The 26,076-nt window shown below is 49.4% G+C and carries 18 protein-coding genes and 1 tRNA gene; 3 read left to right on the top strand and 16 right to left on the bottom strand.

The genetic code is table 11. The annotated features are described in order from the left end of the window. Positions 1-614: 614 nt before the first annotated feature. Positions 615-689: transfer RNA gene (locus QM529_03015), tRNA-Asn, on the bottom strand. Between the two features lie 156 nt (positions 690-845). On the opposite strand from QM529_03015, the gene QM529_03020 reads away from it, so the two are divergent. The 3 genes from QM529_03020 (at position 846) to QM529_03030 (ending at position 5,636) form a co-directional block, all read left to right on the top strand. Next, positions 846-2,696 carry an ABC transporter permease subunit gene (locus QM529_03020; protein ID MDI9313634.1) on the top strand — a complete coding sequence of 617 codons (1,851 nt, stop codon included), beginning with the start codon at positions 846-848 and terminating at the stop codon, positions 2,694-2,696. 44 nt (positions 2,697-2,740) lie between these two features. Beyond that, positions 2,741-3,964 (top strand): ABC transporter ATP-binding protein, encoded by a 1,224-nt coding sequence (locus QM529_03025; protein ID MDI9313635.1) that lies wholly within the window; start codon positions 2,741-2,743, stop codon positions 3,962-3,964. A gap of 139 nt (positions 3,965-4,103) precedes the next feature. Beyond that, positions 4,104-5,636 (top strand): trimethylamine methyltransferase family protein, encoded by a 1,533-nt coding sequence (locus QM529_03030; GenBank protein ID MDI9313636.1) that lies wholly within the window; start codon positions 4,104-4,106, stop codon positions 5,634-5,636. A 143-nt stretch (positions 5,637-5,779) separates the two neighbouring features. On the opposite strand, the gene QM529_03035 is transcribed toward QM529_03030, so the two are convergent. From QM529_03035 to hisD, 15 genes are all read right to left on the bottom strand, one after another. Beyond that, positions 5,780-8,320 (bottom strand): AAA family ATPase, encoded by a 2,541-nt coding sequence (locus tag QM529_03035; protein MDI9313637.1) that lies wholly within the window; start codon positions 8,318-8,320, stop codon positions 5,780-5,782. Between the two features lie 104 nt (positions 8,321-8,424). Further along, a complete protein-coding gene (locus QM529_03040; GenBank protein ID MDI9313638.1) occupies positions 8,425-9,327 on the bottom strand; it encodes a DUF3108 domain-containing protein in 903 nt (300 codons plus the stop codon). 74 nt (positions 9,328-9,401) lie between these two features. Further along, positions 9,402-11,528, bottom strand: a complete 2,127-nt coding sequence (gene scpA, locus QM529_03045; protein MDI9313639.1) for a methylmalonyl-CoA mutase — start codon at positions 11,526-11,528, stop codon at positions 9,402-9,404. A 72-nt stretch (positions 11,529-11,600) separates the two neighbouring features. Beyond that, on the bottom strand, positions 11,601-12,437 hold the full coding sequence (rsmA, locus tag QM529_03050; protein ID MDI9313640.1) for a 16S rRNA (adenine(1518)-N(6)/adenine(1519)-N(6))-dimethyltransferase RsmA: 837 nt from the start codon (positions 12,435-12,437) through the stop codon (positions 11,601-11,603). An 18-nt stretch (positions 12,438-12,455) separates the two neighbouring features. Beyond that, positions 12,456-13,493, bottom strand: a complete 1,038-nt coding sequence (gene pdxA, locus QM529_03055) for a 4-hydroxythreonine-4-phosphate dehydrogenase PdxA (protein ID MDI9313641.1) — start codon at positions 13,491-13,493, stop codon at positions 12,456-12,458. 21 nt (positions 13,494-13,514) lie between these two features. Further along, positions 13,515-14,588 (bottom strand): hypothetical protein, encoded by a 1,074-nt coding sequence (locus tag QM529_03060; protein MDI9313642.1) that lies wholly within the window; start codon positions 14,586-14,588, stop codon positions 13,515-13,517. A 27-nt stretch (positions 14,589-14,615) separates the two neighbouring features. Then, a complete protein-coding gene (locus tag QM529_03065) occupies positions 14,616-17,003 on the bottom strand; it encodes a hypothetical protein (GenBank protein ID MDI9313643.1) in 2,388 nt (795 codons plus the stop codon). Positions 17,004-17,143: 140 nt separating this feature from the next. Then, complete coding sequence (locus tag QM529_03070) at positions 17,144-18,361, bottom strand: LptF/LptG family permease (protein MDI9313644.1); 1,218 nt, start codon at positions 18,359-18,361, stop codon at positions 17,144-17,146. A 43-nt stretch (positions 18,362-18,404) separates the two neighbouring features. Beyond that, complete coding sequence (locus tag QM529_03075; GenBank protein MDI9313645.1) at positions 18,405-19,007, bottom strand: superoxide dismutase; 603 nt, start codon at positions 19,005-19,007, stop codon at positions 18,405-18,407. Between the two features lie 100 nt (positions 19,008-19,107). Then, positions 19,108-20,547, bottom strand: coding sequence for a hypothetical protein (locus QM529_03080; protein ID MDI9313646.1), 1,440 nt, complete (start codon positions 20,545-20,547; stop codon positions 19,108-19,110). Between the two features lie 86 nt (positions 20,548-20,633). Continuing rightward, entirely contained in the window at positions 20,634-21,233 is a 600-nt protein-coding gene (locus tag QM529_03085) for a nitroreductase (protein MDI9313647.1), read from the bottom strand. Positions 21,234-21,268: 35 nt separating this feature from the next. Next, a complete protein-coding gene (locus QM529_03090) occupies positions 21,269-22,387 on the bottom strand; it encodes a phosphotransferase (protein ID MDI9313648.1) in 1,119 nt (372 codons plus the stop codon). Positions 22,388-22,392: 5 nt separating this feature from the next. Then, positions 22,393-23,520 carry an aminoglycoside phosphotransferase family protein gene (locus QM529_03095; GenBank protein ID MDI9313649.1) on the bottom strand — a complete coding sequence of 376 codons (1,128 nt, stop codon included), beginning with the start codon at positions 23,518-23,520 and terminating at the stop codon, positions 22,393-22,395. A 10-nt stretch (positions 23,521-23,530) separates the two neighbouring features. Further along, positions 23,531-24,580, bottom strand: a complete 1,050-nt coding sequence (locus tag QM529_03100; protein MDI9313650.1) for a UPF0262 family protein — start codon at positions 24,578-24,580, stop codon at positions 23,531-23,533. Positions 24,581-24,616: 36 nt separating this feature from the next. Further along, complete coding sequence (gene hisD / locus QM529_03105; GenBank protein MDI9313651.1) at positions 24,617-26,050, bottom strand: histidinol dehydrogenase; 1,434 nt, start codon at positions 26,048-26,050, stop codon at positions 24,617-24,619. Between the last annotated feature and the right edge of the window lie 26 nt (positions 26,051-26,076).

A 26,076-nucleotide genomic window follows, 5' to 3' on the forward strand; every position in this document is an offset into this window, starting at 1 on the left:
CGCGAACATTACCCGGCGTAACAATTTATTTTATTAAAGAATGGCGTAAAAGCCTGTCTTGTCTTCAGCCGCCGACGAGGGTGGATTCGCCAGCAACCTTTTCATAAAAAAACCCCATAATAATTTAAAAACGAATTCACGAACCCACCCAAAAAACATGGTCGCTTCGCTCCCTGTTTTTATCCCTCGTCGGCGTGTGAAACAAGGGGTGGGGAAAAACGTTTGTCGACCTGTCGGCGTGTGACACACGCCCACAGGATAGAGAAATAATGAGCGAGCATTGCGAGCGAATATATTTCTCAGGTAGGTTAGACCCCACGTGCGAATCTGAAATGGTGACTAACCCCCCTATAAAACATAGTCGCTAACGCTCCTTGTTTTATCCATCCCGTCGGCGTGTAACACACGCCAACGGGTATAACCACCCTTTTTTTTATGAGAAATTGCGCAAAGCCTCCCTTGCTGAAGACCGCCGACGAGGCTTTGTGGCATCGCCATCTTCAGCGACGAAATTTCGGGAATAACGGATAGAGAGAGAGCGCGAGAAAAGGCTTCGCAATATAGCCGCCCTATAACTACACTGCTTGAGGGCGGAATTTTTTGATAGGATATATTGGCTCCGCGGGTAGGATTCGAACCTACGGCCAACCGGTTAACAGCCGATTGCTCTACCACTGAGCTACCGCGGAATAAATATTGCTGTTTTTGCTGTAGCGAAAAAATCGCTTAGTTGCAATGTATTTTATGAAGCAATTATATTGCCCTCAAGGCAAAAATTGCGCTATGGTCGGCTTAAAGAATGTTCGGGGATATTCGAAAGATATTGAGGGATATATTTTACCATCATGCGGGCAAATAATTACACCATAACAAAGTTGGGGTTGGTCTTATTAAGCCTGCTCCCCCTGTGGCCATTGCTGTGGCTGTTGTTCGCGCCGAACGCCGATGGTGGCCGCGCGAATTTTTTTGCCGACGTCGATTTCGCGGTCATCATCCCCTATATCCTGACCAGCATCAACATGGTGGCGGTGATTGGCCTGTTGGCGGTGGCGATTGGCATATTGTTGGCCTGGTGGTTTGCATTTTTTACATTCCCGGGGAAAAAAATATTATCGTGGTTGGTGTTATTGCCCTTTGCCCTGCCGCCCTATATCTCGGCGATGGTTTATATCGAACAATTATCGCCGAGTGGTTGGTTGGGGCAACATCTGCAAGGGTTGTTGCATTTTTTGCACGCCACCAACCCGCGCGATTGGCGATTGGCGGCGGTGGTGCTGGCCATGTCTTTTTACCCTTATGTTTATTTGTTGGCGCGGGCGTTTTTGTCGTCATCGCACAGCCTTACCAGCCAGATTGAAATGGCGCGCGTCTTGGGTTATGCGCCGGCGCAATGTTTCTGGCGATTATTTTTGCCGATGATGATACCGCAAATGCTCGCCGGTTTTATTTTGGTCGGGTTAGAGGTCATGGCCGATTACGGCGCGATGAATTTTTTCGCCGTCAAAACATTATCGATGGGCATGTTCGACCTGTGGCTTAATTTGGGCCAGGTCGCCTACGCCCGTTATTTCTGTTTGGTGATTTTGTTGTGGGTGCTGTTGTTTTTGGCGATTGATTACGCGGTGCAGGGTTTTTATATCGATGGTTGGCGCGTCAAACGCAAATCAACCGCCGCCACCATGACGGCTGGGCACGGCGGCGCGCAACATCGCGCCATCACACCATCGCGCGGCAATATGATATTGATGTTGCTATTTATCTGGGGGTTGTTGTTATTTGCCTTTGGCTTGCCATTGTTGTCATTATTAAGTTGGTGGTTGCAACCATTGTTTCAGGGGACAAATGATTTCACGGCGAATGTTTTATCCAATATCTTGCCATGGTTGACGGCCATGGGCGAATCGGTGCCAGCCATGTTTACCAGTTTCGGCTTCGCGCTGGTGGCCAGCGCGACCATGTTGTTGATTGTTTTGGCGATTGGTTTTGCCGAACGGTTGGCGCGCGCCAACCACCACGGCGGCAATATCGGCCTGATAAAATTGCCGCTGGTGGTTGGTTACGCCATGCCCGGGGTGGTGCTGGGCTTGAGCATATTGATTTTCAGCTTGAGCACTATCGATTTGCTGAGGCATTTTATTGGCAAGGGCGCGGCTGGCGTGGCCATCGACCACGGCACCTATAACATCATGCTGGGTGGGTTGTTGTTTTACGGCTATGTGGCAAAATTTTCGGCCAGCGCGTTCGGCGCGGTCAATGCCGGTTATCGCGCCATCGGCCCCAACCTGGACCAGGCGGCACGGGTATTGGGCCAACCGCCGATGGTTTTATTCGCCAATTATTTTTCGTATGGCATGGACGGTGTTGGCAATGACAAAAAAAACCATCGGTCAAAAAAATTTCCAAGAAAAATTCCAAGAAAAATTATCGGCGGGTTGTTGGGGGTGGTGCATTTGCCATTGTTGCGGCCGGCATTATTGTCGGCGTTTTTATTAACCTTTGTCGAGGTTATCAAGGAACTGCCCATCACGCTGGTCCTGCGCCCATTTGGTATTGAAACCCTGGCCTTAAGGCTTTTCACGCTGGTCAGCGACGAACGGATAAAAATGGCCGCCCTGCCCGCCCTGTTAATTATGTTGGTTAGCGGTTTATCGATTTGGCTAACCCGCGATTATTGGCTAAAAAGAAATGGCCTGTAGTTTTTAACACCCCCCCAAAAAAAATAAATTTTATAAATATAAAAATGAGCAAAAAAGTTACGAAAAAATCAGCCGCATCATCACGCGCCATCAATGGGCCGGTGTTGGAATTTCGCAATGTCGATTTTGCCTATGGCGCGACGCACGGTCGGGCACCGCAAGAAAAAATATTGGACAGCTTATCCTTTGCCGTGCCGATGCGGGGGTTGATGTCGCTCCTCGGCCCGTCGGGCGCGGGCAAAACAACCATTTTGCGCTTGGCCCTGGGGTTGGAAAAACCCGACAATGGCGAGGTTTTTATCAACCGCCAATTGGTGTCGAACAACCAATTTGTTGTGCCGCCCGAAAAACGGCGGGTGGGGTTGCTGTTCCAGGACATTGCCCTTTTCCCGCACCTTACGGTGTTTGACAATATTGCCTTTGGTTTAAACAACATTGGGTTAAACAACATTGGTTTGAACAATGGTAATGGTAATGGCGCGGCAAAAAATAGCAACCTTGCGCCGCTTGATAAAAAAAATATCGTCATGCGGTGGTTGGAACAAATTGGTTTGCCGGATTTTGGCAATCGCTACCCGCACCAATTGTCGGGCGGCGAACAACAACGGGTTGCCTTGGCGCGCGCCCTGGCCCCGGGGAGTCGATTGATATTGATGGATGAGCCTTTTTCATCGCTCAACGAACGCACCCGCGATGACATGCGCAATTGGGTGCTGAATTTTTTGGCGGCGCGCGGCATTGCCGCCCTGATGGTTACCCATTCGGTCGAGGAAGCCATGTTCATGAGCGACAGCATCGCCGTGCTTTATAATAAAAAATTGCAACAACATGGCACGCCGGCCGATATTTATTATAACCCAAGTAATAAATTTGTCGCCACCATGTTCGGCGCGGTTAATCAATTTTATGCCGAGGTGCAACAGGGCCAGGTGACAACGCCGCTCGGCCAATTTACCGCCAACCACCAGGGCAAAAAATTTCACGACGGGCAAATGGTCGAGGTTATCATCCGCGCCGATGCGGTTGATGTGCAACCAGAAAATAAAAACCTAACAAAAACCACAAACGAAAAAATTACCGGCACCATCACCGACGTGCGATTCCTTGGCCAACATTCATTGGTTACCTGGCGTATCGATGCAACCACCGCAACCAAAATTTACAGCCGCATCACCACCGACCAGGGGGGGGCAACCGCCCTCGCCAGCGGCCAGCGGGTGCAGGCCACGGTTGATAAAAAGGGCGTGTTTGTTTTCGCCAAACAATAAATAATTGGCGAGGCGACTTGCCGGCGCGACCCAAAATAATTTTTATAAAAACATCATAGATTGGTTGACAAGCAACGCCGGTCGTGGCTATAATTGTTAAAATAAAATAAACAACCAAGAAGTTTTTCCAAAAAATATCATGTCACGCAGAATGGGGGGTCGCGCTACAAGGGTTGCCGCAAGGCAAGCCCCGCTCGAGGTTGACCTCCAGCCCATTTGGCGCGGCATGAAATCTGGCCGTTTGTCGCTTTTCACAGCTGAGGAGCGGGAGCAAATCGCCGAAACCGCCTTTAATATATTGGAAAACATCGGCTTTGCCGAACCATTGCAATCGACCATCGATTATTGCAGCAAATTGGGCGCGACCATGAAAAATGGCCGCCTCTGCTTCCCCAAAAACATGGTGAAGGATTGCGTGGCGATGGCCAACAAAAAATTTACACTCTATGGGTTGGACCCCGAATGGGATTTGCAACCATATGACGAACGGGTTTATTACGGCACGGCCGGCGCGGCGGTGCATATGGTTGACCCATACACCATGGAATACCGCGAATCATTGTTGCAAGATTTGTATCAAGCGGCAAAAATTTGTGACCACATGGATAACATCCATTTTTTCCAACGCACCCTGGTGCCGCGCGATTTGCCCGACCCCTTGGACATGGATTTCAACACCTGTTATGCCTCGGTGCGCGGTTCGCGCAAACATGTTGGCACATCGTGGGTTGACCCAAAACATTTCGACCTTTCCTTGGCGATGCTTCATGAAATTGCCGGTGGCAAGGAACAATGGTTGGCACGGCCGTTTGTGTCGCAATCTTGCTGTTTTGTTGTGCCGCCATTAAAATTTGCGCAGGATGCTTGCCGTTGTTTGGAACGCGCCGCGTTGGAGGGCATGCCCATATTGCTGATTTCCGCTGGCCAAGCCGGTGCCACGGTGCCGGCCAGCCTGGCCGGTGCGGTCGCCCTGGCCACGGCCGAGGTATTGGCCGGGTTATGTTACGTAAATGCGGTCAAGGCCGGCGCGCCGGCGATGTTTGGCACCTGGCCATTTGTTAGCGATTTACGGAGCGGCGCGATGAGCGGCGGTTCGGCCGAACAATCATTGTTGATGTCTGGCGTGGGTGAAATGGGCAAATATTTTGGTTTGATAAGCGCGGTGGCGTCGGGCATGGCCGATTCAAAAATTCCCGATTACCAAGCCGGCGCGGAAAAGGCCTATAACCATGCCATCGTTGCGCAATCGGGCGCGAATTTGGTTTATGAATCGGCCGGCATGCACGCCAGCCTGCTCGGGTTTTGCCTCGAAAGTTTGGTGTTAGACAACGACCTGCTGGGTTCGGTTAGCCGCATCATCCGCGGGATTGAGGTCAATGACGAAACCTTAAGTTACGAAACCATCCGCTCGGTTTGCATCGACGGGCCTGGGCATTTCTTGGGGTCGGCGCAAACCCTGAAGGTCATGCAAAAAGATTATTTCTATCCGCAAACATTTGACCGCGCATCGCCCAAGGAATGGGCCGCCAACAACAAACCAACCGCGTTGGATAAGGCGCGCGGCATCAAGGAAAAATTATTGGCTTTAGATCCCCATGGTTTTGTCGACCCCGCACTAGATAAAGAATTGCGCAAACGCTACCCGATTAAATTGCCCGAGGCGCATTTGTAATCCGGGATCGGCCTTTTTATCAGGCTGATTTATTAAACAGACTATGAGGCCGTTTTATCAAGGTCGATTTATTGGGCGGATTGAATATCACGCGGCTATTTGCTTTGCCTTGTGATTAGCCATTTCAGCGCACAATATCGCCCTTAATTTTTTCGTTCGCTGTCGAACGAAAATTTGTCTTTATTAAGCGAAATTTTTATCACATCGCCATCGACAAATTTATTTTGCAAAATGCCATTAGCAATTGGGTTTTGAATTTCGCGTTGAATAACCCGCCGCAATGGCCGCGCGCCAAACGCCGCGTCGTAACCCAATTCGGCCAAGCGCGCCACGGTGGCGGCGTCGTAAGTCAAGAATAATTTTTGCTCGGCCAATTTTTTTTCCAATTCGGCCAATTGAATTTTTACAATCGCCGCCATCGATTCCTTTGGCAAGCGATTGAACAGCAAAATTTCATCGATGCGATTCAAAAACTCGGGGCGGAATTTGCCACGCAACAGGGCAAAAACCGATTCGCGCAATGATTCGATATCCTCGCCCTCGGGCAAATTGACCATCAGGTCTGCCCCGATGTTCGACGTCATAATCAGCAAGCAATTGGCAAAATTGACGGTGCGGCCCTGGCCGTCGGTCAAACGGCCATCGTCCAACACCTGGAGCAGGATGTTAAAAACATCGGGGTGGGCTTTTTCTATTTCATCGAACAAAATTAATTGATAGGGCCGGCGACGCACCGCCTCGGTCAGGGTGCCGCCCTGTTCGTAACCAACATAACCTGGCGGCGCACCGATAAGCCGCGCCACCGAATGTTTTTCCATATACTCGCTCATGTCGATTCTTATCATCGCCCGTTCATCATCGAACAGGCTTTTGGCCAACGCCTTGCATAATTCGGTTTTGCCAACGCCGGTCGGGCCGAGGAACAAAAATGAGCCCTCGGGGCGATGGCGGTCGATAAGGCCGGCGCGGGCGCGTAAAATAGTTTCGGCCACCGCCTTGATGGCGGTTTCCTGTCCGACCACGCGCGACGATAATTCATTTGCCAAATTCAACAATTTTTCTTTCTCGCCGCTCAATAATTTTTCCACCGGAATGCCGGTGGTGCGACCAACCACAAAGGCTATATCCTTGTCGGTCACGGTTTCAAATGTTGTGTCGCCCGATTTTGTTTCTTGCGCCTCCAGCTCTTTGGTCAATTTGGGAATGACGCCATATTGCAATTGGCCGGCCACTTCCAATTGGCCTTTGCGCTTGGCCTCGGCCAATTGATGGTTGGCATTGTCCAAATCGGTTTTAATTTTTTTTAACGAAACAATCCGCACCTTTTGCTCCTGCCATTCTTTGGTCAGGGTGGTTTGTTCCTTTTCCAATTCGCCCAATTCTTTTTTAATCGCCGTGACTTTCTGCATCGATTCCTTGTCCGATTCTTTTTCCAACGCGCTCAATTCGATTTTCAATTGGATGATTTTTCGGTCGAGTTGGTCAAGTGCCTCGGGCTTGCTATCCAGCACCATTTTTAACCGCGCGGTGGCTTCGTCGATTAAATCTATCGCCTTGTCAGGCATGAATCGGTCAGTAATGTAACGATTCGATAATTCGGCCGCGGCGACAATCGCCGAATCGGCGATGCGCACGCCGTGGTGTTGTTCGTATTTTTCTTTCAAGCCACGCAAAATGGAAATGGTGTCGATGACCGATGGTTCGGCAACATAAACCTGTTGAAACCGCCGTGCCAGGGCCGGGTCCTTTTCAATATATTGGCGATATTCGCTGAGGGTGGTTGCGCCGATGCAATGCAATTCGCCGCGCGCCAACATTGGTTTTAACATGTTGCTGGCGTCCATCGCGCCGTCGGCCTTGCCCGCGCCGACCAGGGTGTGCAATTCGTCGATGAACAAAATAATTTCGCCTTCCGATTTGCTGATTTCTTGTAACACCGCTTTCAATCGTTCTTCAAACTCGCCGCGAAATTTTGCGCCGGCAATCAAGCTGGCCAAATCGAGCGATAGTAATTTTTTGTTTTTTAAATTATCCGGCACATCGCCCGACGCAATGCGCAACGCCAGCCCCTCGACGATCGCGGTTTTACCAACCCCGGGCTCGCCAATCAGCACCGGGTTGTTTTTGGTGCGGCGCGCCAGCACCTGCATCGCGCGGCGAATTTCATCCTCGCGCCCGATAACCGGGTCGAGTTTTCCATTGCGCGCCTTTTCGGTTATATCGTCGGCGTATTTTTTTAAGGCAGTTTTTTGCCCGCCCGCATCGCCACCGCCGACGCTCAAGTTTTTTTCCAATTTCTTTAAATCAACCTTTGCCGCCACCATCGCCTTGGTTTCGGGCAAATCGGGCTGGCTGGCAAAGGTCAACAATAAGGCCTCGGGCGAAATTTGTTCGATGGATTTTTGGCGCGCGACTTTTTTCACCGCCTCCATCACCTTGGCAAAACTTGCGTCGAGCGATAAATTATTACCGGCCGGCAGGCTCGACAGAATTTTTTCCAATTGTTTTTCCAACAGGGCGACATCGCCACCCGCCTGGTGAATCGCCTCAACAATTTCCGATTGTTCGAGTAACGCCAACAACAAATGGCCAGCCGCCAGGCGGCTGTGGTTATTGGCCAATGCCTTTTGCTGGGCGGTTTGCACCGCCATCTGCGCCAAATCGTTAAAATTTTCTAAATTCATTTTTTATCTTTCTGACAAATGGTGGCGATGCCATCACCACCAGTCGATTAAGATATGGGAATGAAAAATATTTTTTTCAAGTAGCGATAAAAAATATTTATAAATTAATTTTCATCAAACGGCGTTTTGTTCAGATTCGCCGGCAAGTAATAATAAGAAATCGGCACGTCGTCGACTGCCTTTAGGGCGAGCACCGGTTGCACAAAAAATGTATCGGCCGAAATTGTTACCGGCAGGGCGAAACGTTTATCAACGCGGAATGTCAGGGTGGATGGCCTGCTTTTTGCTTTCTTTTCATTTGACTTTAAAAATCCACCGACCCGTTCAAAATCGGCGGTGCATTGGTTGGGGTCGTTTGCGTCGGGGTAAAGTTTTATCCGCGCCAGGCGAAAACCATCCCAGGTGACGAGTCGCTGGGTGCAGGCCACGGCCGGCCCATTTTTTTGATATTGCGACATCAGGGTTAGCAACGCCGATGTAATATCGTAAGAATTCGCCAATAATTTTTGGTCGATGGGGGTGATGGCGGCTTGGTTGCGCGGCGGGTCAAGCTTGGTGATGGGCGCACCGCCATCCTTTGGATATGTCACGGTGATTTGAAATTTTTTATCGCCAACCTTAAACAGGCCGCTCATCTGGCTGGGCAAGAATCGGCCATTGACCACCCGCCCCTTTATCTGTTGCCGGCCGACGGCGTTGAACACGGTGGTCCAGGGGGCAATCATGTTAAATTCGGCGCGTGCTTGGTAGGTGTTGTCGCGATTAATTTTCAGCCAAAAAGTTGCATCGGCCGCCGGCAGGCCGTCTACCGTCGAGCGGTAATCATATTGATGTTCTTTGTAACGCGGGTCGGTTTCTTCCTGGTTTTTTTTAATGACCTCTTTTTTAAAACTATCCAGCGGCACCGTGGTGCCTTTTTCGATTTGCCCCCATTTGGGAATAATCGGGCAACCCGGTAAGGCCACCACCAACATGGCAAGCAGAAAAAAACGAAGAAATTTTTGCATCGGTAAGGCTTTCGGTAAGGCGAAGGGTAAGGCTTTCGGTAAGGCGGCGAGATGTTACGATGGCGCGATTATTGTCATGACAAATTATGTGGTCGGTTATGGCCGATGCTTTGCGGCAACAATGAAAAGGTTTTTTCCAAAATGTTATTTATATTTTCACCCGGGTCGAACAGCAATGACACGCCGTGGGCGATAAGCAATTCCTTATCTTGGTCGGGAATAATGCCGCCGACCACGACGGCGATATTTTTATCACCGCCTTGCATTTTTAATTCGCCTATCATCGCCGGCACCAATTCATTGTGGCCGGCGGTGTGGGTCGAAATGCCAACAATATCGACCTGTTCTTTTATGGCCATGGCGGCAACCTCCGCCGGCAACATAAACAACGGCGCCATCACCACGTCAAACCCGGCGTCCAAAAAACAGGCCGCGACCAATTTTGCCCCGCGGTCGTGGCCGTCGAGCCCGAGCTTGCTGATAAGGATTTTTGGCGCGCGGCCGGTTGATTTTTTAAATTGCGCGGTTTTATTTTGCATCGCCTTGAGCTGGCGGGTATCCTGCAGGTTTTTTTCATAAACCCCACGGGTAATTTGCGGCGCAATGCTGTGACGGGTAAAAACCTCCTCCAGCGTTTTTGAAATCTCGCCCAATGTCGCGCGGGCGCGGGCGGCGGCGATGGTTTTTTCCAACAGGCCAAGTTTTTTTTCTTGGCTTGCCACCGCGCGTAAATCCACCAATGCCCCCGCCACCGCATCTGCATCGCGTTGTTGCCGCAATTGTTTTAAACGCGCGGTCTGTTCTTGCAAAACCTCGCCGCTGGGAATGGATAAAACATCTATCGGGGCTTCTTCCGGCAATTGATAATCATTAACGCCAACGATGATGTCTTGTTTTTGGTCGAGCCGCGCCTGCCGCGCCACCGCCGATTCATGTATCATCCGTTGCGGCAGGCCTTGGGCAATGGCGGCCACCATGCCGCCGTCCCCAGCTTGTTCGGTTATTTGTTGCATGAGTTTTTTACAATTTTTTATAAGGTCATCGGTCAGGCCCTCGATATAATAACTGCCGCCGAGAGGGTCTGCTGTATTTATAATACCCGTTTCTTTTTGTAAAATCAACTGTGTGTTGCGCGCCAACCGCGCCGACAATTCAGACGGCAGGGCGATGGCCTCATCAAAACTATTGGTATGCAGGCTTTGCGTGCCGCCCAACACGGCGGCCATGGCCTCCAGCGTGGTGCGCGCCACGTTGTTATATGGGTCTTGGCGCGCCAGCGAAACCCCGCTGGTTTGGCAATGAACGCGGAGCATCATCGATTTTGGATTCTTTGCCTTGAATTGTTCTTTCATAATCTCGGCCCACAATTGGCGCGCGGCACGCAATTTGGCAACCTCCATAAAAAAATCCATACCGATGCCAAAGAAAAATGACAGGCGCGGCGCGAAGTCATCGACCTTTAAACCGGTGGCGAGCGCGGCCTTAACATAGTCGATGGCGTTGAGCAGGGTGAAGGTTAGCTCTTGCAATATGGTCGCGCCGGCCTCGCCCAAGTGATAACCCGATATCGATATCGGGTGGAACAGCGGCATGTGGCGCGTTGTGTAATGGATGATGTCGGCGACGATGCGCATCGATGCCGCCGGCGGATAAATATAAGTGTTGCGCACCAAAAATTCTTTCAAAATATCATTTTGGATGGTGCCGGATAATTTGGCCTGAGGCACATTTTGCTCCGCCGCCGCGACAATATAAAAGGCCAAGATGGGGAGCACCGCGCCATTCATCGTCATCGACACCGATATTTTATCGAGCGGTATTTTTTCAAACAATAATTTCATGTCATCGACCGAGCAGATGGCGACCCCGGCCTTCCCCACGTCTCCCACCGCCCGTGGGTCGTCGGAATCAAAACCGCGATGGGTTGGCAAATCAAACGCTACCGACAGGCCGGTTTGCCCGGCGGCCAGGTTTTTTTGATAAAATTGATTGCTGGCACGGGCGGTGGAAAAACCGGCATATTGCCGCACCGTCCAGGGCCGCGCCGGATTTGGTTTTTCATATAACCCGCGTCGATAGGGGAATTGTCCGGCAGAAGACACCAATTTTGAATTTATGCCCTTCTTCACTTTTGACAGGTTTTTTGCTGGCTTGGTTTTCGCGCCTGTTTTTGCCGCCGGCTTTTTCTTGCTTTGCACCATGTTGCCTCCCCCCTCTCGGTTTTATTCTATTGCAATTCAGGGGGATTTTCTAGTTTATTTTCTGGCGCGTGATTAAGATGTTTTTGCCCCAAGGTTTTCTAAATCGTCAGCCAACAACTTGGTCAATTGCCAAAATACCGCGACCGATAGATCCTCGGCGCGCGACCGCTCGGCAATCCCCACCTCGGCCATCACGCGCTTGGCACGCGCCACGTCGCCGCCGATAATTTTGGCCAAGCCATGATGCAATTGTTTGCGGCGTTGTTGAAATAATATATTGGTCAGCCGCCCCAAATGCACAATGTTGCATGGCGGCGGCGCAACATTTATTTTTATCTTTACCACCGCCGATGAAACCTTGGGCGGCGGAAAAAATGCACCGGGCGGCAGGGTGAATAACATTTCCGCCTGGGCGATGGTTTGCACCAAAATACTCAAGCGGCCAAAGGCCGATGTGCCGGGCGTGGCGACAATGCGCAAGGCAACTTCCTTTTGAAACATCAGCACCAACTGGCGATAATAAATATGTTGCTGGCAAAAATTGACCAGCAATTGACTGCCAACATTATAGGGCAGGTTGGCGATAACATCTATCGCGTGGGGTGGCGTGTCCCCCAGCGTTTGTGGTTGCCAGGCCAAGGCATCGGCGAAGGACAGGGTGAGGCGCGCACCATATTCATCGACCAGCGGTTTTAACAATGGTTCAAGCGCGCGGTCTTTTTCAATCGCCAACAAATTGGCGTTGCTGTGGCGCAGGATGGCGTGGCTTAAAATACCACGCCCCGGGCCAATTTCAACCACCCGCGCCGCATCGGGCAGGTAGGCCAAGCGCACAATTTTTTCGGCAAGGTTGGCGTCTTGTAAAAAATGTTGTCCATAATGTTTTAATGGCCGAGGGTAGATGGTCATGGATGGATAATTTTTTTATTATATTTTTTTTAGCAAATCCTGCGCCAGGGTAATGGCGGCCAGCATCGACGAATGGTTGGCGATTTTTTTATCGGCGATATCGAACCCCGTGCCATGGTCGGGGCTGACGCGAATGTAGGAAAGCCCGAGCGTCAGGTTAACCGCGCGGTCAAAAAAAAGCGTCTTCATTGGGATAAGCGCCTGGTCGTGGCTGGGGCATAAAAAAGCGTCGTGTTTTTTTCGCATTAACGGCGTGAAAAGACTATCGGCGGATAATGGCCCGTCTATCGCCATCTGGTCGGCCTGCAATTTTTTTATCACCGGTTGCATGATGTCGATTTCCTCGCGCCCCATGATGCCGCCATCGCCGGCGTGGGGGTTGATGCCCGCCACCGCCAAGCGCGGCGTGGCAATGCCAAATTTTTTATGCAATTCATCCGCCACCAAGCGAGCGGTTTGTTGCAATAAATCGGTGGTCATGGTGGTTGCCACATTGCGCAGGGGGATATGGGTTGTCAGGGGCACAACGCGAAAAAAATTGCCGTCATCCTCCCTCGCCAGCAACATCATGGCGTGGGGTTTTTTATTATCATCCTTATGGTCGCGCGCCGCCAAATAATCGGTGTGGCCGGCAAACCCCGGCATGACGGCATTGATAATCGATTTATCAAGCGGCGCGGTCACCATGCCCTGGACAATTTTTTTTTCAACCAAGTCGATGGCAGTATTCAGCGACGCCAGGGCGGCGCGTGCCGACGATAATTTTTCCGCATCATTGCGCGGCTTGCCCAGGCGAAATGGCACATTCATTGCCAGGGGAAAAACCAGCAAATTTTTTTGGTTATTTTGTTGTGCCAAGGCGTGGTTAATATCATCAACAATTGTAATGGTAATGGGCAGTTGCAAAAAATCTATCAATGACTGGACCCGCGTCGGGTCGTCAATCAACAGCATATTGTTGGTCGGTTTTTGCGCCGCCAGCCATGATTTTAAAAAAACCTCACCACCGATGCCGCCCGGGTCACCGCTGGTGATGGCCAATGTTTTGTTTTCCATTTATTTTTTTTATAATAATAATTATAATTTTTCAATCACCGCCTCGCGCCACAATTTGTCCTTCATCTGGGCGTCGAGCGGTTGCATCGCGCGGTCCTTGAATTCGACCGCGATGCTGTCTTTTAATTCGTTCAATTCCATCGCCGGCACCACACCGCCGCCAAGCAAAATATAGATAATGGCCTTTTGATTATTGCTGGTGTATTTTGGCCCCATAATCGAACCCGGCGGAATGGCGGCCTTTTGTTGCAACAATTGCGTGGTGAATGGTTCGCCAAATTGTTGCGCCGTCATGTCGGTGCGTTGCGTGATGCTGATGCGGCCGCTTTGCAAATCGCTGGCTAGCTCTTTTTGCCAACCGGCGGGATTTTTTTGCAATATGTTGATAACCTGTTGCAGGTAATCTTTGTCGGGGCGTTTCACATCCAATTGGATGGTTTGATAGATATTTTTACCGACCATCGCTTTTTTCTTTTTTAGCTGTTCGTTGATATCAACCGGTGTCACCACATTGGATTGGTTTATCAAGCCGTAGAGAATCGATTGCCAGCGAATGGTGGTGGCGATATAGCCCACGATATCTTTTTCGGCGATGCCGCGCTTCGCCATCATCTCCAACGTTTGCGCGCGGGTTTGGCGATTTTGTTGCGCGACGCGTTCCAATTGTTGTTGTGCCTCGGCGATGTAATTGGGCGCGCCCGATTGATTGGCAAATTGGTCTTGCAACCTTTCCAATATCAGGCTTTTTAAAACCGCCTCGCGGGTTTGCTGTAACGTCGCCGAACTTTCGGTCAGGTTATTTTCCAAAAAATAAATTCTTTGCCGCACCAACAAATCGTAATTGGTGATGATGTCGCCATTAACCCGCACGATGGCATGGATGGTTTTGTCATTATCAGCGGCGGTTTTATCACCACCGCCGCTGGCGATGCTATTTTTCATGCCGCTGAAGGCATCACCGAGCGAGGTCTTCATCGATGCCAACCACTGGCTACCCGATAACAATTGCACCAGGCCAATCGCCAACAACACCATAACCGCCAAGGCGGCCACCACCAATCTATAACGCATGGGTTGTTTCTGCTTGTTTTTCATTGTTTTGATAATATCTATCCCTATATTTTAAAATGCGACTATACGCCAATCGAAGCCAAATTGCCAGCCACTCGTGTCGGTCACGTTGGGGCCGGGGAAGACACGATTGGCGGTTAAGGCCATATACCAGCATTCGTCATTATAGGTAACCCCCAAGCCAATCGAGCGCGTAATATATTGCGGCGTGGAAAAATCACCGACCATGTTCCAATTCAATGACCAATTATCACCGATATGCAGGGTCGCCGATGGCACAAGCTGTTGCAATTGTCCGGTGCCGGTATCAACCTGGCTTTGGTTTTGATAATAATAATAACTCAAGCCAAGATTTACGTTTTGATAGGTTAGATTAAGGCCGGCGACATGGCGGTCGATGCTAAGGTCGCTGTCTTTTAACAGCAGGCTATCGCGGATGTTAAAATATTTGTTGGCTATCCACGTGCCGTTGAGAATGATGGCGGTGCTGGATTTGTTGTAACGCAGGCTGTCCGGCACATGGGGGTTTTGGTTAGAAAACCAATTATTGCCATGACCAATGAATAATTTATATTCGCCGCCGCTTTTCAATATGTTATCTATCTTTAACCCATAGGCAAGGCGGCCGTAATCTTCAAAATAGCTAGTGCCAAGGGCGCGGTCGCGCAGGAACAGGTTGTCGCCGTTGATTTCAAGCGGCGCCGAATCGGTATCAAAAATAATATTATTAAGGTCGCCGCCATTGTTGCCGCCGTTTATTTTCTTGCTCAGCAAGCCGCCAAATGAAAAATAAGCACCCACAATTGGTTCGATAACCAAATTGTTTTTTGCGGTTTGCGCTATCAACGGGTAGGATAGGGTTGTCATTATCTCTGGCACAACCCGTAAGATGGAACGTTGGTTGTCGCCGAGCGATGCCAAGCTCGGGTCGCGCGCTGGTATCAATATATTTGGAATCGAAATATAATTTCTATAAAAATGGCTGGCGATGTAATCGAAGCGAATACCCGCGTCGATGTTCAACAACATGCCATTTAAAAAATGCACCGGCTGTTGCCAGCCAGCATCAAGATGCACCAGGCCGTTGGTGCCCTGGTGAGGTTCTTGATAATAACGCATGTCGCCATTAACCCGCCATTGGCCACCGCCCGCGGTTTTACTGCCGCGGCCAAAAAATTCGGTGCGCGGCCCAACCAATATCAAACCAAACGGGTAACCCGCGCGATTATCTTGGTAGGCATAATAAGAATAATCAACATAATGCGGGCTGATAAAACCAGTGGCATCGATGTAGCTGATAAGGTCATTGCCGGGGCTACCGGGGTTATTCAAAAACGTATAATGTTGGAAAAAATTTTGTGGCCATGCCCATTGCACCGCCCCGCTGATTTGCCATTCGCGATTCAGCGAGGTTAAAAAATTAAAATAGCTATAACCTTGCCATTGTTTTGCCCGCCCTGGGGTTGGGTTGTCGTAAAGCGCAATGCCACCGGCGTTAATATCGGTATAGGCAAAACGTTGCCTGAACATCACGCTACCAATCATCCCCTGCACCGTGTCAAAATAGGGGTTGAACAGCAAGTCGCCAGAATTGGATGTAACGACAAACACCGAAGGACGGAAAATAACCCCGGCGGTGGTGTCGTATTTAAAAGTCGGCACCAAAAGCCCCGAGCCGCGACGATTGGGGAAGCTAAGATAGGGGCTGTAAAGAATCGGCACGTTAAATACCTCTATCCAACCATTATATAGTTTTAACGTATTGTCTGCTTTATCCTCCACCGCCGTGCTGGCGCGCACCCGCCACAGCGGCACATTGTCACCAAACGGCGAACAAAGAAAACAATTGGTGTAGCTAGCGTCGGTAAAAACCCTATCGCTCCCCTCCCACCGACTTTCGCTAGCGGTGATACTGCCATGGTCGCCAAGGCGGCCGGTTAAGGCTTGGCTCACCCCCGATTTAAAATCACCGGTCATCTCCATTTCTTGCGACACCAGAATTTTGCTCGCACTGCCGTCGCCACTTTTGAAATAGACATTGCCGCGTGCCCATAATTTATTATTGGCTTTATCCAGGGTTAAAAAATCGCACTTTAATAGCTGGTCGTTAAAATAAACCTTAACATTGCCCTCGGCACGGACAAGATTTTTTTTCTTATCATCGCTGATGCGGTCGGCCTCAATATTTAATTTTTTTGCCGGCGTTTTTGTCGCCGCCGCGCTTGATGATGCCGTTGAGGATTTCTTTTTAGAGCTGTTCTTGGTGGTTTGCGCCGCGCTTGATGATGCAAAAATCGACAAGGATAAAGCCATTGTCACCAACCCAGCGGTAACGGCGCGGCTTATGGCCAACATCGTAACAGCCCCACCCTGCGGCGTGGCCAGCCCTACCCCTGCTCCCTTGCGTGGCAATCGCTTGCCAAGGATAAAAGAGCGCAAGGGCGTAAGATAGCAATCGAGAAAAAATGCGGGCCTATGGTTTATCATTATGAATAATATGTATTTTAAACAGCCTTACCAACCATCGCCCAGGTTTTCAATAGTATAACAGGTCAATGACTTGCGCGGTGGCAGTGAGGTTAATGCTCCTCGCGGTGCAAAAACAACGCCAACGATAATAACAATATCATCATCGTCGGCAACCACGCCGTCAAAAATGCTGGCAATTCTTGGCTGATAATGAAGGCGCGCATGATTTCAAAAAAGAAATGGATAAAAAACCCAAGGATAATAGCGACCAGCGTGGTTTGGATTCGTTGGCCACGGCTTTTGTATTGAAAGCTAAAACCCGCCGCCAATAAGGTCATGGCCATAAAAACAAATGGCAAAGACACCAGGCGGTTAAAATAAATATCATAGGGGTAGGTCGAAAAACCAAGGTTCTCAACTTCTTCCAAATAATTTGATAATTTATAAATCGACAGGTCCTCCGGCCGCAACAAAAGATCCTTGATGCTTTGCGTGTTGAGCTGGCTGGGGATGGTTTTGCTCGGCACATTTATAACCGGTTGGCCGGGTTTATAACGCGTCACGTTGGTCATTTCCCATTGGTTGTTATTAAGCAATGCCTCCTTGGCAAGGAATATCATTTTGATATTCCCATCATCGCCTATCAAAAAAAACTGCGCGTCTTTTAATTTTCGTTCCTTGCCAATTACCGAAAACCCGTGGATGATAATCGAGCCATCAAAATTTTTTACATCCTCGTCGATGCTGTTGGCAAAAATACCGGTGGGAAATTTTTCCTTCAACCAAAATTCTTTATCAATCAATTCGACCGTCGCGGTTGGTTTGGGGTCGTCGATATTTTTCCACCGCTGATGCACCCAGGCGGTTACGGGGGAAAAGGCAAAGATGTAAAAAATGCCAAACAACAATGAAAAGCTTAAGGCCGGCGCCACCACCCGCCACGGGCTAAAGGCCAAAACCCGCGCCGCGGTTAATTCTGATTTTTCCTGCAAATCAGAAAAAAACAAAATGGTCGCCAAAATAAAAACGAACGGCAAAAAATTAGCAAATAAATCCAACGAATTAAACAGCGATGCTATCACGCCGGCGTAAAAACCTTGATTGATGTTTTCAACAAACCCCAAGATAAATAAAATGGCAAATACCAAAAACAACACGGCAAATATCGTGCGCGCAAACCGCTTGAGTAGCCAGAAATAAAAAACACCCAGCGACAGCACGTCGCGACCATCGACCAAGAAGCCAACCAATGCCCCCCAGCCGGTGGCGAACCAGCCCAACGCCGCGATGTTATTTCTGGGGGTGGCACCGCGGTTTGAAAGCGCCATCTTGAAATAAAAAATTGCGGTTTATAGATATGCCCTTGGACGATTAGGCTTTTTTTAATGCCTCGTTGGCATAATCCCAATTAATCAATTTATCCAAAAAAGCCTGGATGTAATCCGGACGGCGGTTTTGATAATCGAGGTAATAGGCATGTTCCCAAACATCGATACCAATAAGCGCCACCCCGCCCTGGGTCATGGGCGAATCGGCGTTGCTGGTTTTTGTCACGGTTAATTTTTTGTTTTTATCCAATGCCAACCATGCCCAGCCGCTACCAAATTGAGTTGCGCCCGCGGTTTTAAATAATTCGACAAATTTTTCGTAACCGCCAAGGTCGCTGTCAATTTTTGCCGCAATGTCGCCGGTCGGCTTGCCGCCGCCGTTTGGTTTCATCGACGGCCAATAAACCCCGTGGTTCCAAGCTTGACCGGCGTTATTAAAAACACCAACCATGTCGGGTTTGCCCTGCGCCGCCATGATAATCTCGGCCAGCGGTTTATCCAACAATGGGTTATCCTTCAGCAGGTTATTTAAATTGGTGAGGTAAGCCTGATGGTGTTTGTTGTAATGCAACGACACGGTTTGTTTGGAAATATGCGGTTCCAGCGCGTCCTCGGCATAGGGTAATGGTGGTAATTGATGGGGCATGGTAATCTCCTTATGATGTTAGGTTGGTTTATGGTAATACACTTCCGATAACCTATTGTATATTTTCACCACCCGAAAAGCAAGAAAAAATATCGCGGGGTTATTTCTTATCAGAAAAAGATAATTTTATAATCCAAATAGCAGGCAACAACATCATCAATGCGGCTGGTAAATAAGTATGTAAAGTATTAAAAAAATGCCCCCATGGCCCAAAAAATTCATTTAGCCGAAATATAAAAATTATCCCTAAAATCAACAAGGCTATTATCCTTGGCGAATAAGAAAATTTTTTGATGGCAAGTTTATTTTGCGGAAATAGCACGGTTCGCCTATCCACCAAAAATGGGATGAGGAAAACCAACTGCACTAAATTATATTCAAAAACCTTGTAACCCCATTGACAGCCAATATAGGCCAGCGCAAATAAGAAAAACGGCTCGGTGCTAGCTTGAAAAATGATACTTCTCTTTTGAGGTTGCCGTTGAAAGAGCAAGGCCACCCACCAATATAAGAAAATGACCAATAAAGGAATAACATAATACCCAAACCAACCTAAATTGCGCGTTAGGGTAAAGTTAACAGCTTGGCCACTTTCCTGTTGCCTTATCCAACCAGCATAAGTTTTTACCTCATCTATGGGCGCAATAAATAGTAGCAACATAGGCAACAAACCAACGCACAACCCAAAAACTATCCTTTTTCTATAATCAAAGAGATATTTTTTTATATTATTTCCGAACGTTGATGTTGTTAGCATCGCGGAGGGCGATATATAAGGCAAGAATGCGAACAGCGACAAGGCCACTAATAATAAAAACAATGGCGGCAAAAACGATAAATGCAGGGCGGCCAACATGCTCGCCAATAATAAATCAAACGCTTTGTTATCGCGCCATCCCTTTAATACCAGCAATATGGCCGTAGCGTTAAAAAGATAACGCTGTCCCTTTTCAAAAAACCATATACCCGGCGGGCTAACCAAAAGGATAAAGCTTACCACCAGCATCGCGGTTATTATTTTAAATAGGGATAAATTTTTTCTACCAAAATAATAAATTATCGCCCCCAAAAATAAAAAATATTGTATAGCCATGAAGGCAAGATATGCGTGTGTATACTCTAGCTTGCTCAGGCCAACATAATTAAATAATAAAATAGCGAGGGGCGTGGTTGTATAGGTCGAATTAGCACTTGAGCCATGGGTTGGAGAATAAAACTTTCCATCTAGCTTTTGCCAATGTGCAGGAAAAAAAGTGCTGATGCCAAAATCAAGCCCAAATTTATTAACCACGCCAAAACAATCTGAGGATAATACACCGCAGTAGGCCAGTGCCTCCTTCACATTTTCTTTGTATTCTGGTCTATCAGACGTGCCCAACCACGTATCCCAGCCATTAAAATAAGGGTATAATTTTTCATACGTGCCGTTAACCCTTTCCCCAAAAACAATCTTTTGATATAGCTTAAAACCATTTACGGCCGTCAGACCCAGCCCTAAAATAAGGACTATAATTAAAATGGTTTTTTTGTAGAATTTCATAATTTATTCTACTAAAATCTTTATGCTTGCTTGTGACAAAAAGCAAGCATAAATATCGCGGGGTTGTGGCGGCGCGGCGATACAACTTAATCCTTAAGGGGCAAAATGAAATCGTCGATTGCCAGGCGTTTTTTCTGCGGCAGGGCGGTTTTATCGGCCGGCAATTTTTCCGTGCCGATGTAAATATAACCCAAAAATTCATCGCTTGGCGCAAGGCCAAAGGCGCGTTCAACCAACGGACGATGGTCGGTGATAAAGCCAGTTAAAAAAACCGCCTTGAAGGGGAAGCCCGGGTCGCTGGCGGCCAGCATGATTTGCGCCACCGCCATGGCGACGCTGAAGATTTGTTCGCGGCGCGCGATGGGTTTTCTATCGCTCGGGCTGGCCCAAACCGCCACCACGGTCGGCGCGCGCATCACCTTGGCTTTAAAATTATTAATTTCATCGGCGGTTGGCGGTCGGTCTTTTTTTTCGGCGACAAAATAATCAATCGCCATGGTGGCGAATTTTTCCAAATCATTATCTTGCAAGATTGAAAAACGCCAAGGGGTCAGGCCGCCATGGTCGGGGGCCGACGTGGCGCAGGATAACAATGAAATAACATCGGCGCGGGTTGGCCCGGGCGCACCCAGCATTTTGGTAAAGGCCGAGGTGCGACGTTGGATGAAGGAAAAAATATCGGTCATGAGGTAATAGTGAGAAATGCCCCGGTTTTTTGAATTTATAACAACTGCCATTGCTGTAGCAGGTTTTGCAATTTTTTGACAGCCCCCGCCAGCTGGTTGTTAACATTGTCCGTCTGTGCGGTGGCGGCCAACAGGCCGCTCATGCTCCCGCGAAATAATTTTAACACCCGTGGCAAATGCTGATGGTAATTGTTTTTGCCATCGCGTTTTTCCAAGCGAACAAAAATACCCAGCACCTTGGCATGGCGCGTCAACCCCAGAAAATAAAACCAACGTAGAAAATCATCGGCCAGGTTTTTATGAGTTGGGCATTTTGCTTGCCATGCGCCAATAAAATATTGCCATAATATTTTTTTTACGGCTGGCGTTATGTCGCGCCGCGCATCCTCCAGCAGGCTCATCACATCATACGTCGGGTGGCCGAGCAAGCCGTCTTGAAAATCAAGCCAAGCGATGGCGTCATCGACCAGCAACAAATTATCGACATGAAAATCGCGATGGACAAAAACATCAAACGGCGGGGCGCAGGTTGTCGCCAGCTGATGATATATTTCTTGCAACAGCTGAACAAATTGTTCGATGCTGGCATCGTCTGGCATCACCTGATTTTTTTCGGGAACATACCATTGCGGCAATAATATAGCCTCGCGCGTTAAGGCCGCCGCGTCGTAAGCCGGCAACAACCCATTATGTTTCGGCGGCGGCACGCCATAATGTTCATGCCACGCCAATTGGCTACGCACCAAGCCGGCTATAACCTTGGTGTAAAGTTCTTCCTCCTGCGCCTCATCGGCCGCCAGCAAACGGGTCAGGCTATCGGCACCCAAATCCTCCAGCAACAAAAATCCATTATCATGGTCGCGGGCGGTGATGGTTGCAATCTTCATGGTGCGAAGCGGCGTTAGCAAATCGGCGACTTTTTCAAAAATAATTGTCGGGTAAAGGTCGGGCGGCGAATCCATCACCAGCAAATTTTTACCCCGCCATTTTTTATCCACCAGGCGGAAATAACGGCGAAAGGACGCATCGGACGCCAAGGGAACAATTTTTTCATCGGCCATGCCCTGCGCCAATAAAAAATCGTGGCGCAATTTATCGCGCGCCGCAAAATCGACCGCTGGTTTTTTCATGTCGGGTTTGGTTTGTTGATTCATTTTTTTTATCCTAACAGCTGTTGCGCCTGTTTGAACAGTTCGGCGACGTCGGGTTTTTCCTGCGGCAGTTCGGGCAATTTATCAAGCCCATGTTGTTTGCGATGCCATTGCTTCGACAATATCAACCCCCAGCGAATCATCGCCAGGGCCTGAAACCAATGGTTTTGCGCCATGATGGCGGCGATAGTAATTTTTTTGTCGCCGGCTTGGGGGGGGGCCTTGCGGTGGAACAGGTAATGTTGCAAAAAAACCTCCAGCTTGCCAATGCCGCCGCAGGTCAATTGCGGTTGATGATAAAGCCAGCAAGGGGCCGACAACCAACCGATATCCTCCGCCGCCAACCCCAACCCCGCCATTTCCCAATCCAACACCGCCACCAATTTCTGCCCCGCCGCGCCATCGCCGGTATTTGCTTGCAACAAAAAATTGCCGGTGCGAAAATCGCCGTGGCACGGCACCATGTCGAACCACAGGTTTTCTGGCATGCTCGCCCATAGTTTTTCAATCGCGCGGGTGGCGGCGCGGGTGGCCCCATCATCCATCGGCCTGGCGTCCTTAAATAATTTTTCTAGCTCGCTATTTTTTTGCGCAAGCCAAGCGGGCAAGGTTTCATCGCAACAAAGGTCGGGGAAATTCTGCCGAAAATCATGTTTGCTGTCGTGGATGATGGCAAGCTGTTGCGCCAAGGATTCCGTCAAATCGTCGTCGGCATAATTTTTTTGCGTCACCAATCGCCCGTCTGACACACCGCTCAACAGCGGTAACACCAACCATTGACTATCACCATGGAGCGCGCCCGGCGTCATGACGCCGTGGCGGTGAAAAAAATCATAAAATTTTCGCTGTTGCATGATGTTGCGGCTGATGGCAAATGGCTCGCGCGGAAAAATTTTTAACACATAGCTTGATTTTTTGCCGCGCAACAAAAAATGATGGTGCGACGCGCCGGCCTTGGTAATAATACTTAAGGGCTGGCAAGTAATAATCTCATCGGCCAAATGTTTCGCCAAGCTCGGCACCAAGCGCGCCCTGTCGATTAAGAATTCGCTTTCTGGGCCGCTACCCAGGTCTGTTGCTTGAACAGCGTCTTTACCGATGGCGCGATTCGGGGGATTATTAAAACCTGTCGCCATGTCGTTTTTTTTAAAGGTCCACGGTGGCGGTGGTTAATTTTTTTGTCAATTGGTCGCGCAGGGCGCGGTAGGCAACCAATTTCTGTTCGCGTGACCCTTCGACCAATGTTGGGTCGATAATATCGTGCCAATAAATAATCTTGCTGGCGGGAATTTTTTGCTGTTGTAAAAAATGCAAGGCGTCGGACGACAGGGCAAAAATTTTATCATATTCTTGCAGGCTGGCGGCCGATAATAATTTTCCCGTGCCGGTTACCGATTGGATATTTTTTTCCTTCAGCACCGTTGGAATAAATGGGTCAAGGCTGATTTTATCGCTGGTCGCCAGCACGCCGGCCGATTGCCATTTTTCCAACCCCGATTTTTTATTCTGCCACAGGTGCCGCGCCAAGCTGAGGGCCATGGGCGAGCGCACCGAATTCATCGTGCAACAAAAAAGATATTGCGCCGGCGGTGGTTTGCCCACATTCGGTGGCGGCGCGGCACCGCGCCCACCAAGCAATGAAAAATCCGGCATCAGGGCGACATGCGGAATAAACAACAGCGACAGCAGGCTGAAAAACAAACGCGCCGTTTCAATGTCGATAATAATTTTTCCCTTTAATCGCTCGATAAGCACCGCCGCGGCGTCGTTGTGAATGCCGCGCCGCGCCATGTCGATGGCCTCCATCTGGTGGCGCGATGGTTTTTGCGCCTGGTCCAAATGCGCCAAGACAATATCTTGGTAATCTTTAAAATGACGTTGCAGGGGGCGGAGCGATAATAAATAAAGATGTATCGGTTTATCGCGCAACGAAAAAAAATCTAGAATCATTTGGTTTTCATGCGCTGAGATTCGCAAACGATAGGGCGGTTTTTCAAACCCGACCAAACTTAATTTGCCATGTTGCATTAAATCGGCGGCGATGGTTTCCAATTCGCGTTTTAAGCCACGCGGGTGTTGCGCCACCAATTTTGCGTCTATGACCACCGACTTCAGCGATGGCGACGGCGATGGTGCGGCATCTTTCTTAATAGCGTGTTTTTTGCTGGGCGGTTTTTTTATTTTTTTAGTCAGCACGGGCTTATCCTTTTTTCTATATTGCTGATGGATTTTTTATTTTTTGACGCGGTTGGCAATCGATTGCCCATGGTGCGGCAATTTTTCTGCATTGGCAAGGTGGATAATATCGCCAGATAATTTTTCAATCGCACGCGGGTTGCCGGTAATCATGCTGGTGCGTTTTAAAAAATCAAACAGCGACAGGCCAGACGAAAACCGCGCCGATTGAAATGTCGGCAGAACATGGCTTGGCCCGGCCAGGTAATCGCCAAATGCCTCGGGGCTGAAATCGCCCAAAAAAACCGCGCCGGCGTTGCGGATTTTTTTTGCCAATGCTTCGGGGTTATCAACCATCACCTCGACATGTTCGGCCGCCATGCAATCGGCCAGCGCGACCCCCGTGGTCGCAATATCATCCACCACCACCACCGCGCCGCAATTTTGCCACGACGCCCTGGCAATTTTTTGCTTGGCCAATATATCCGGGTCGTTGCTTGGCGTGGTTAAAATGGTTGCGACCTGTGCCACAACTTCTTCCGCCAATGGCGCGTGGTCGGTAATAAGCACCGCCATCGCCTGCGGGTCATGTTCGGCCTGGCTGATTAAATCCAGGGCGATCCATGCCGCCTTGGTCGTCATGTCCTTGGCGTTTGATAAGGATTTATCGGCCAGCACCAATACCTCCGACGGGCCGGCTATCATGTCGATGCCGACCTTGCCAAAAACTTGCCGCTTGGCCTCGGCGACAAATTCGTTGCCTGGGCCAACGATTTTATCAACCGGCATAATGCTCGGCGTGCCATGTGCCATGGCCGCCACCGCCCCCGCGCCGCCCAAACATAAAACCGATGACACACCGGCAAGGTAAGCCGCCGCCAACACCAAGGGGTTGGCATGTTCTTCGACGGAAAATTTTTTACCTGGAGATATAGCTATATTTTTGTCCAACCCCAGCGGGCAAACCATCGTGATATTTTTTACGCCGGCCACCCGCGCTGGTATGGCATTCATCAAAACCGACGATGGGTAGGCCGACAGCCCACCCGGCACGTAAATCCCCAATTTTTCAATCGCCGTCCAGCGCAGGCCTAGCTTAACCCCCAATTCGTCTTGCGACATAAAATCCTTATCAAGTTGGTAATGGTTAAAAACCGCGCGATGAAATTGTTCGATGCGTTCCATCGCCAGCCGCAACGCGGCTTGTGATTCTTCGGACAAAACATCCAGGTGTTTTTGTCGCGGCACGATAAGCAATTCGTCGATGCTGTTCACCGATGCCGGGATATGGTCAAATTTTTTACCATAGGCCAGCAACGCCGCATCGCCGCCATTTTTTATTTGCGCAATAATATCGGTCACCGCGCGGGTTACATTATCGGCATCGGCCTGACGCCGCGCCAACAATGATTGGAACGCCGCCATTACATCCACGTCGGGCGTGGCATGGTCAATGGTGGTTGGGCGCGGGGTGGCGGGGTTGGACGACATGGTTTATATAACTAGCAAGAATCATG

Source organism: Hydrotalea sp. (assembly GCA_030054115.1).
Lineage (GTDB): Bacteria > Pseudomonadota > Alphaproteobacteria > JASGCL01 > JASGCL01 > JASGCL01.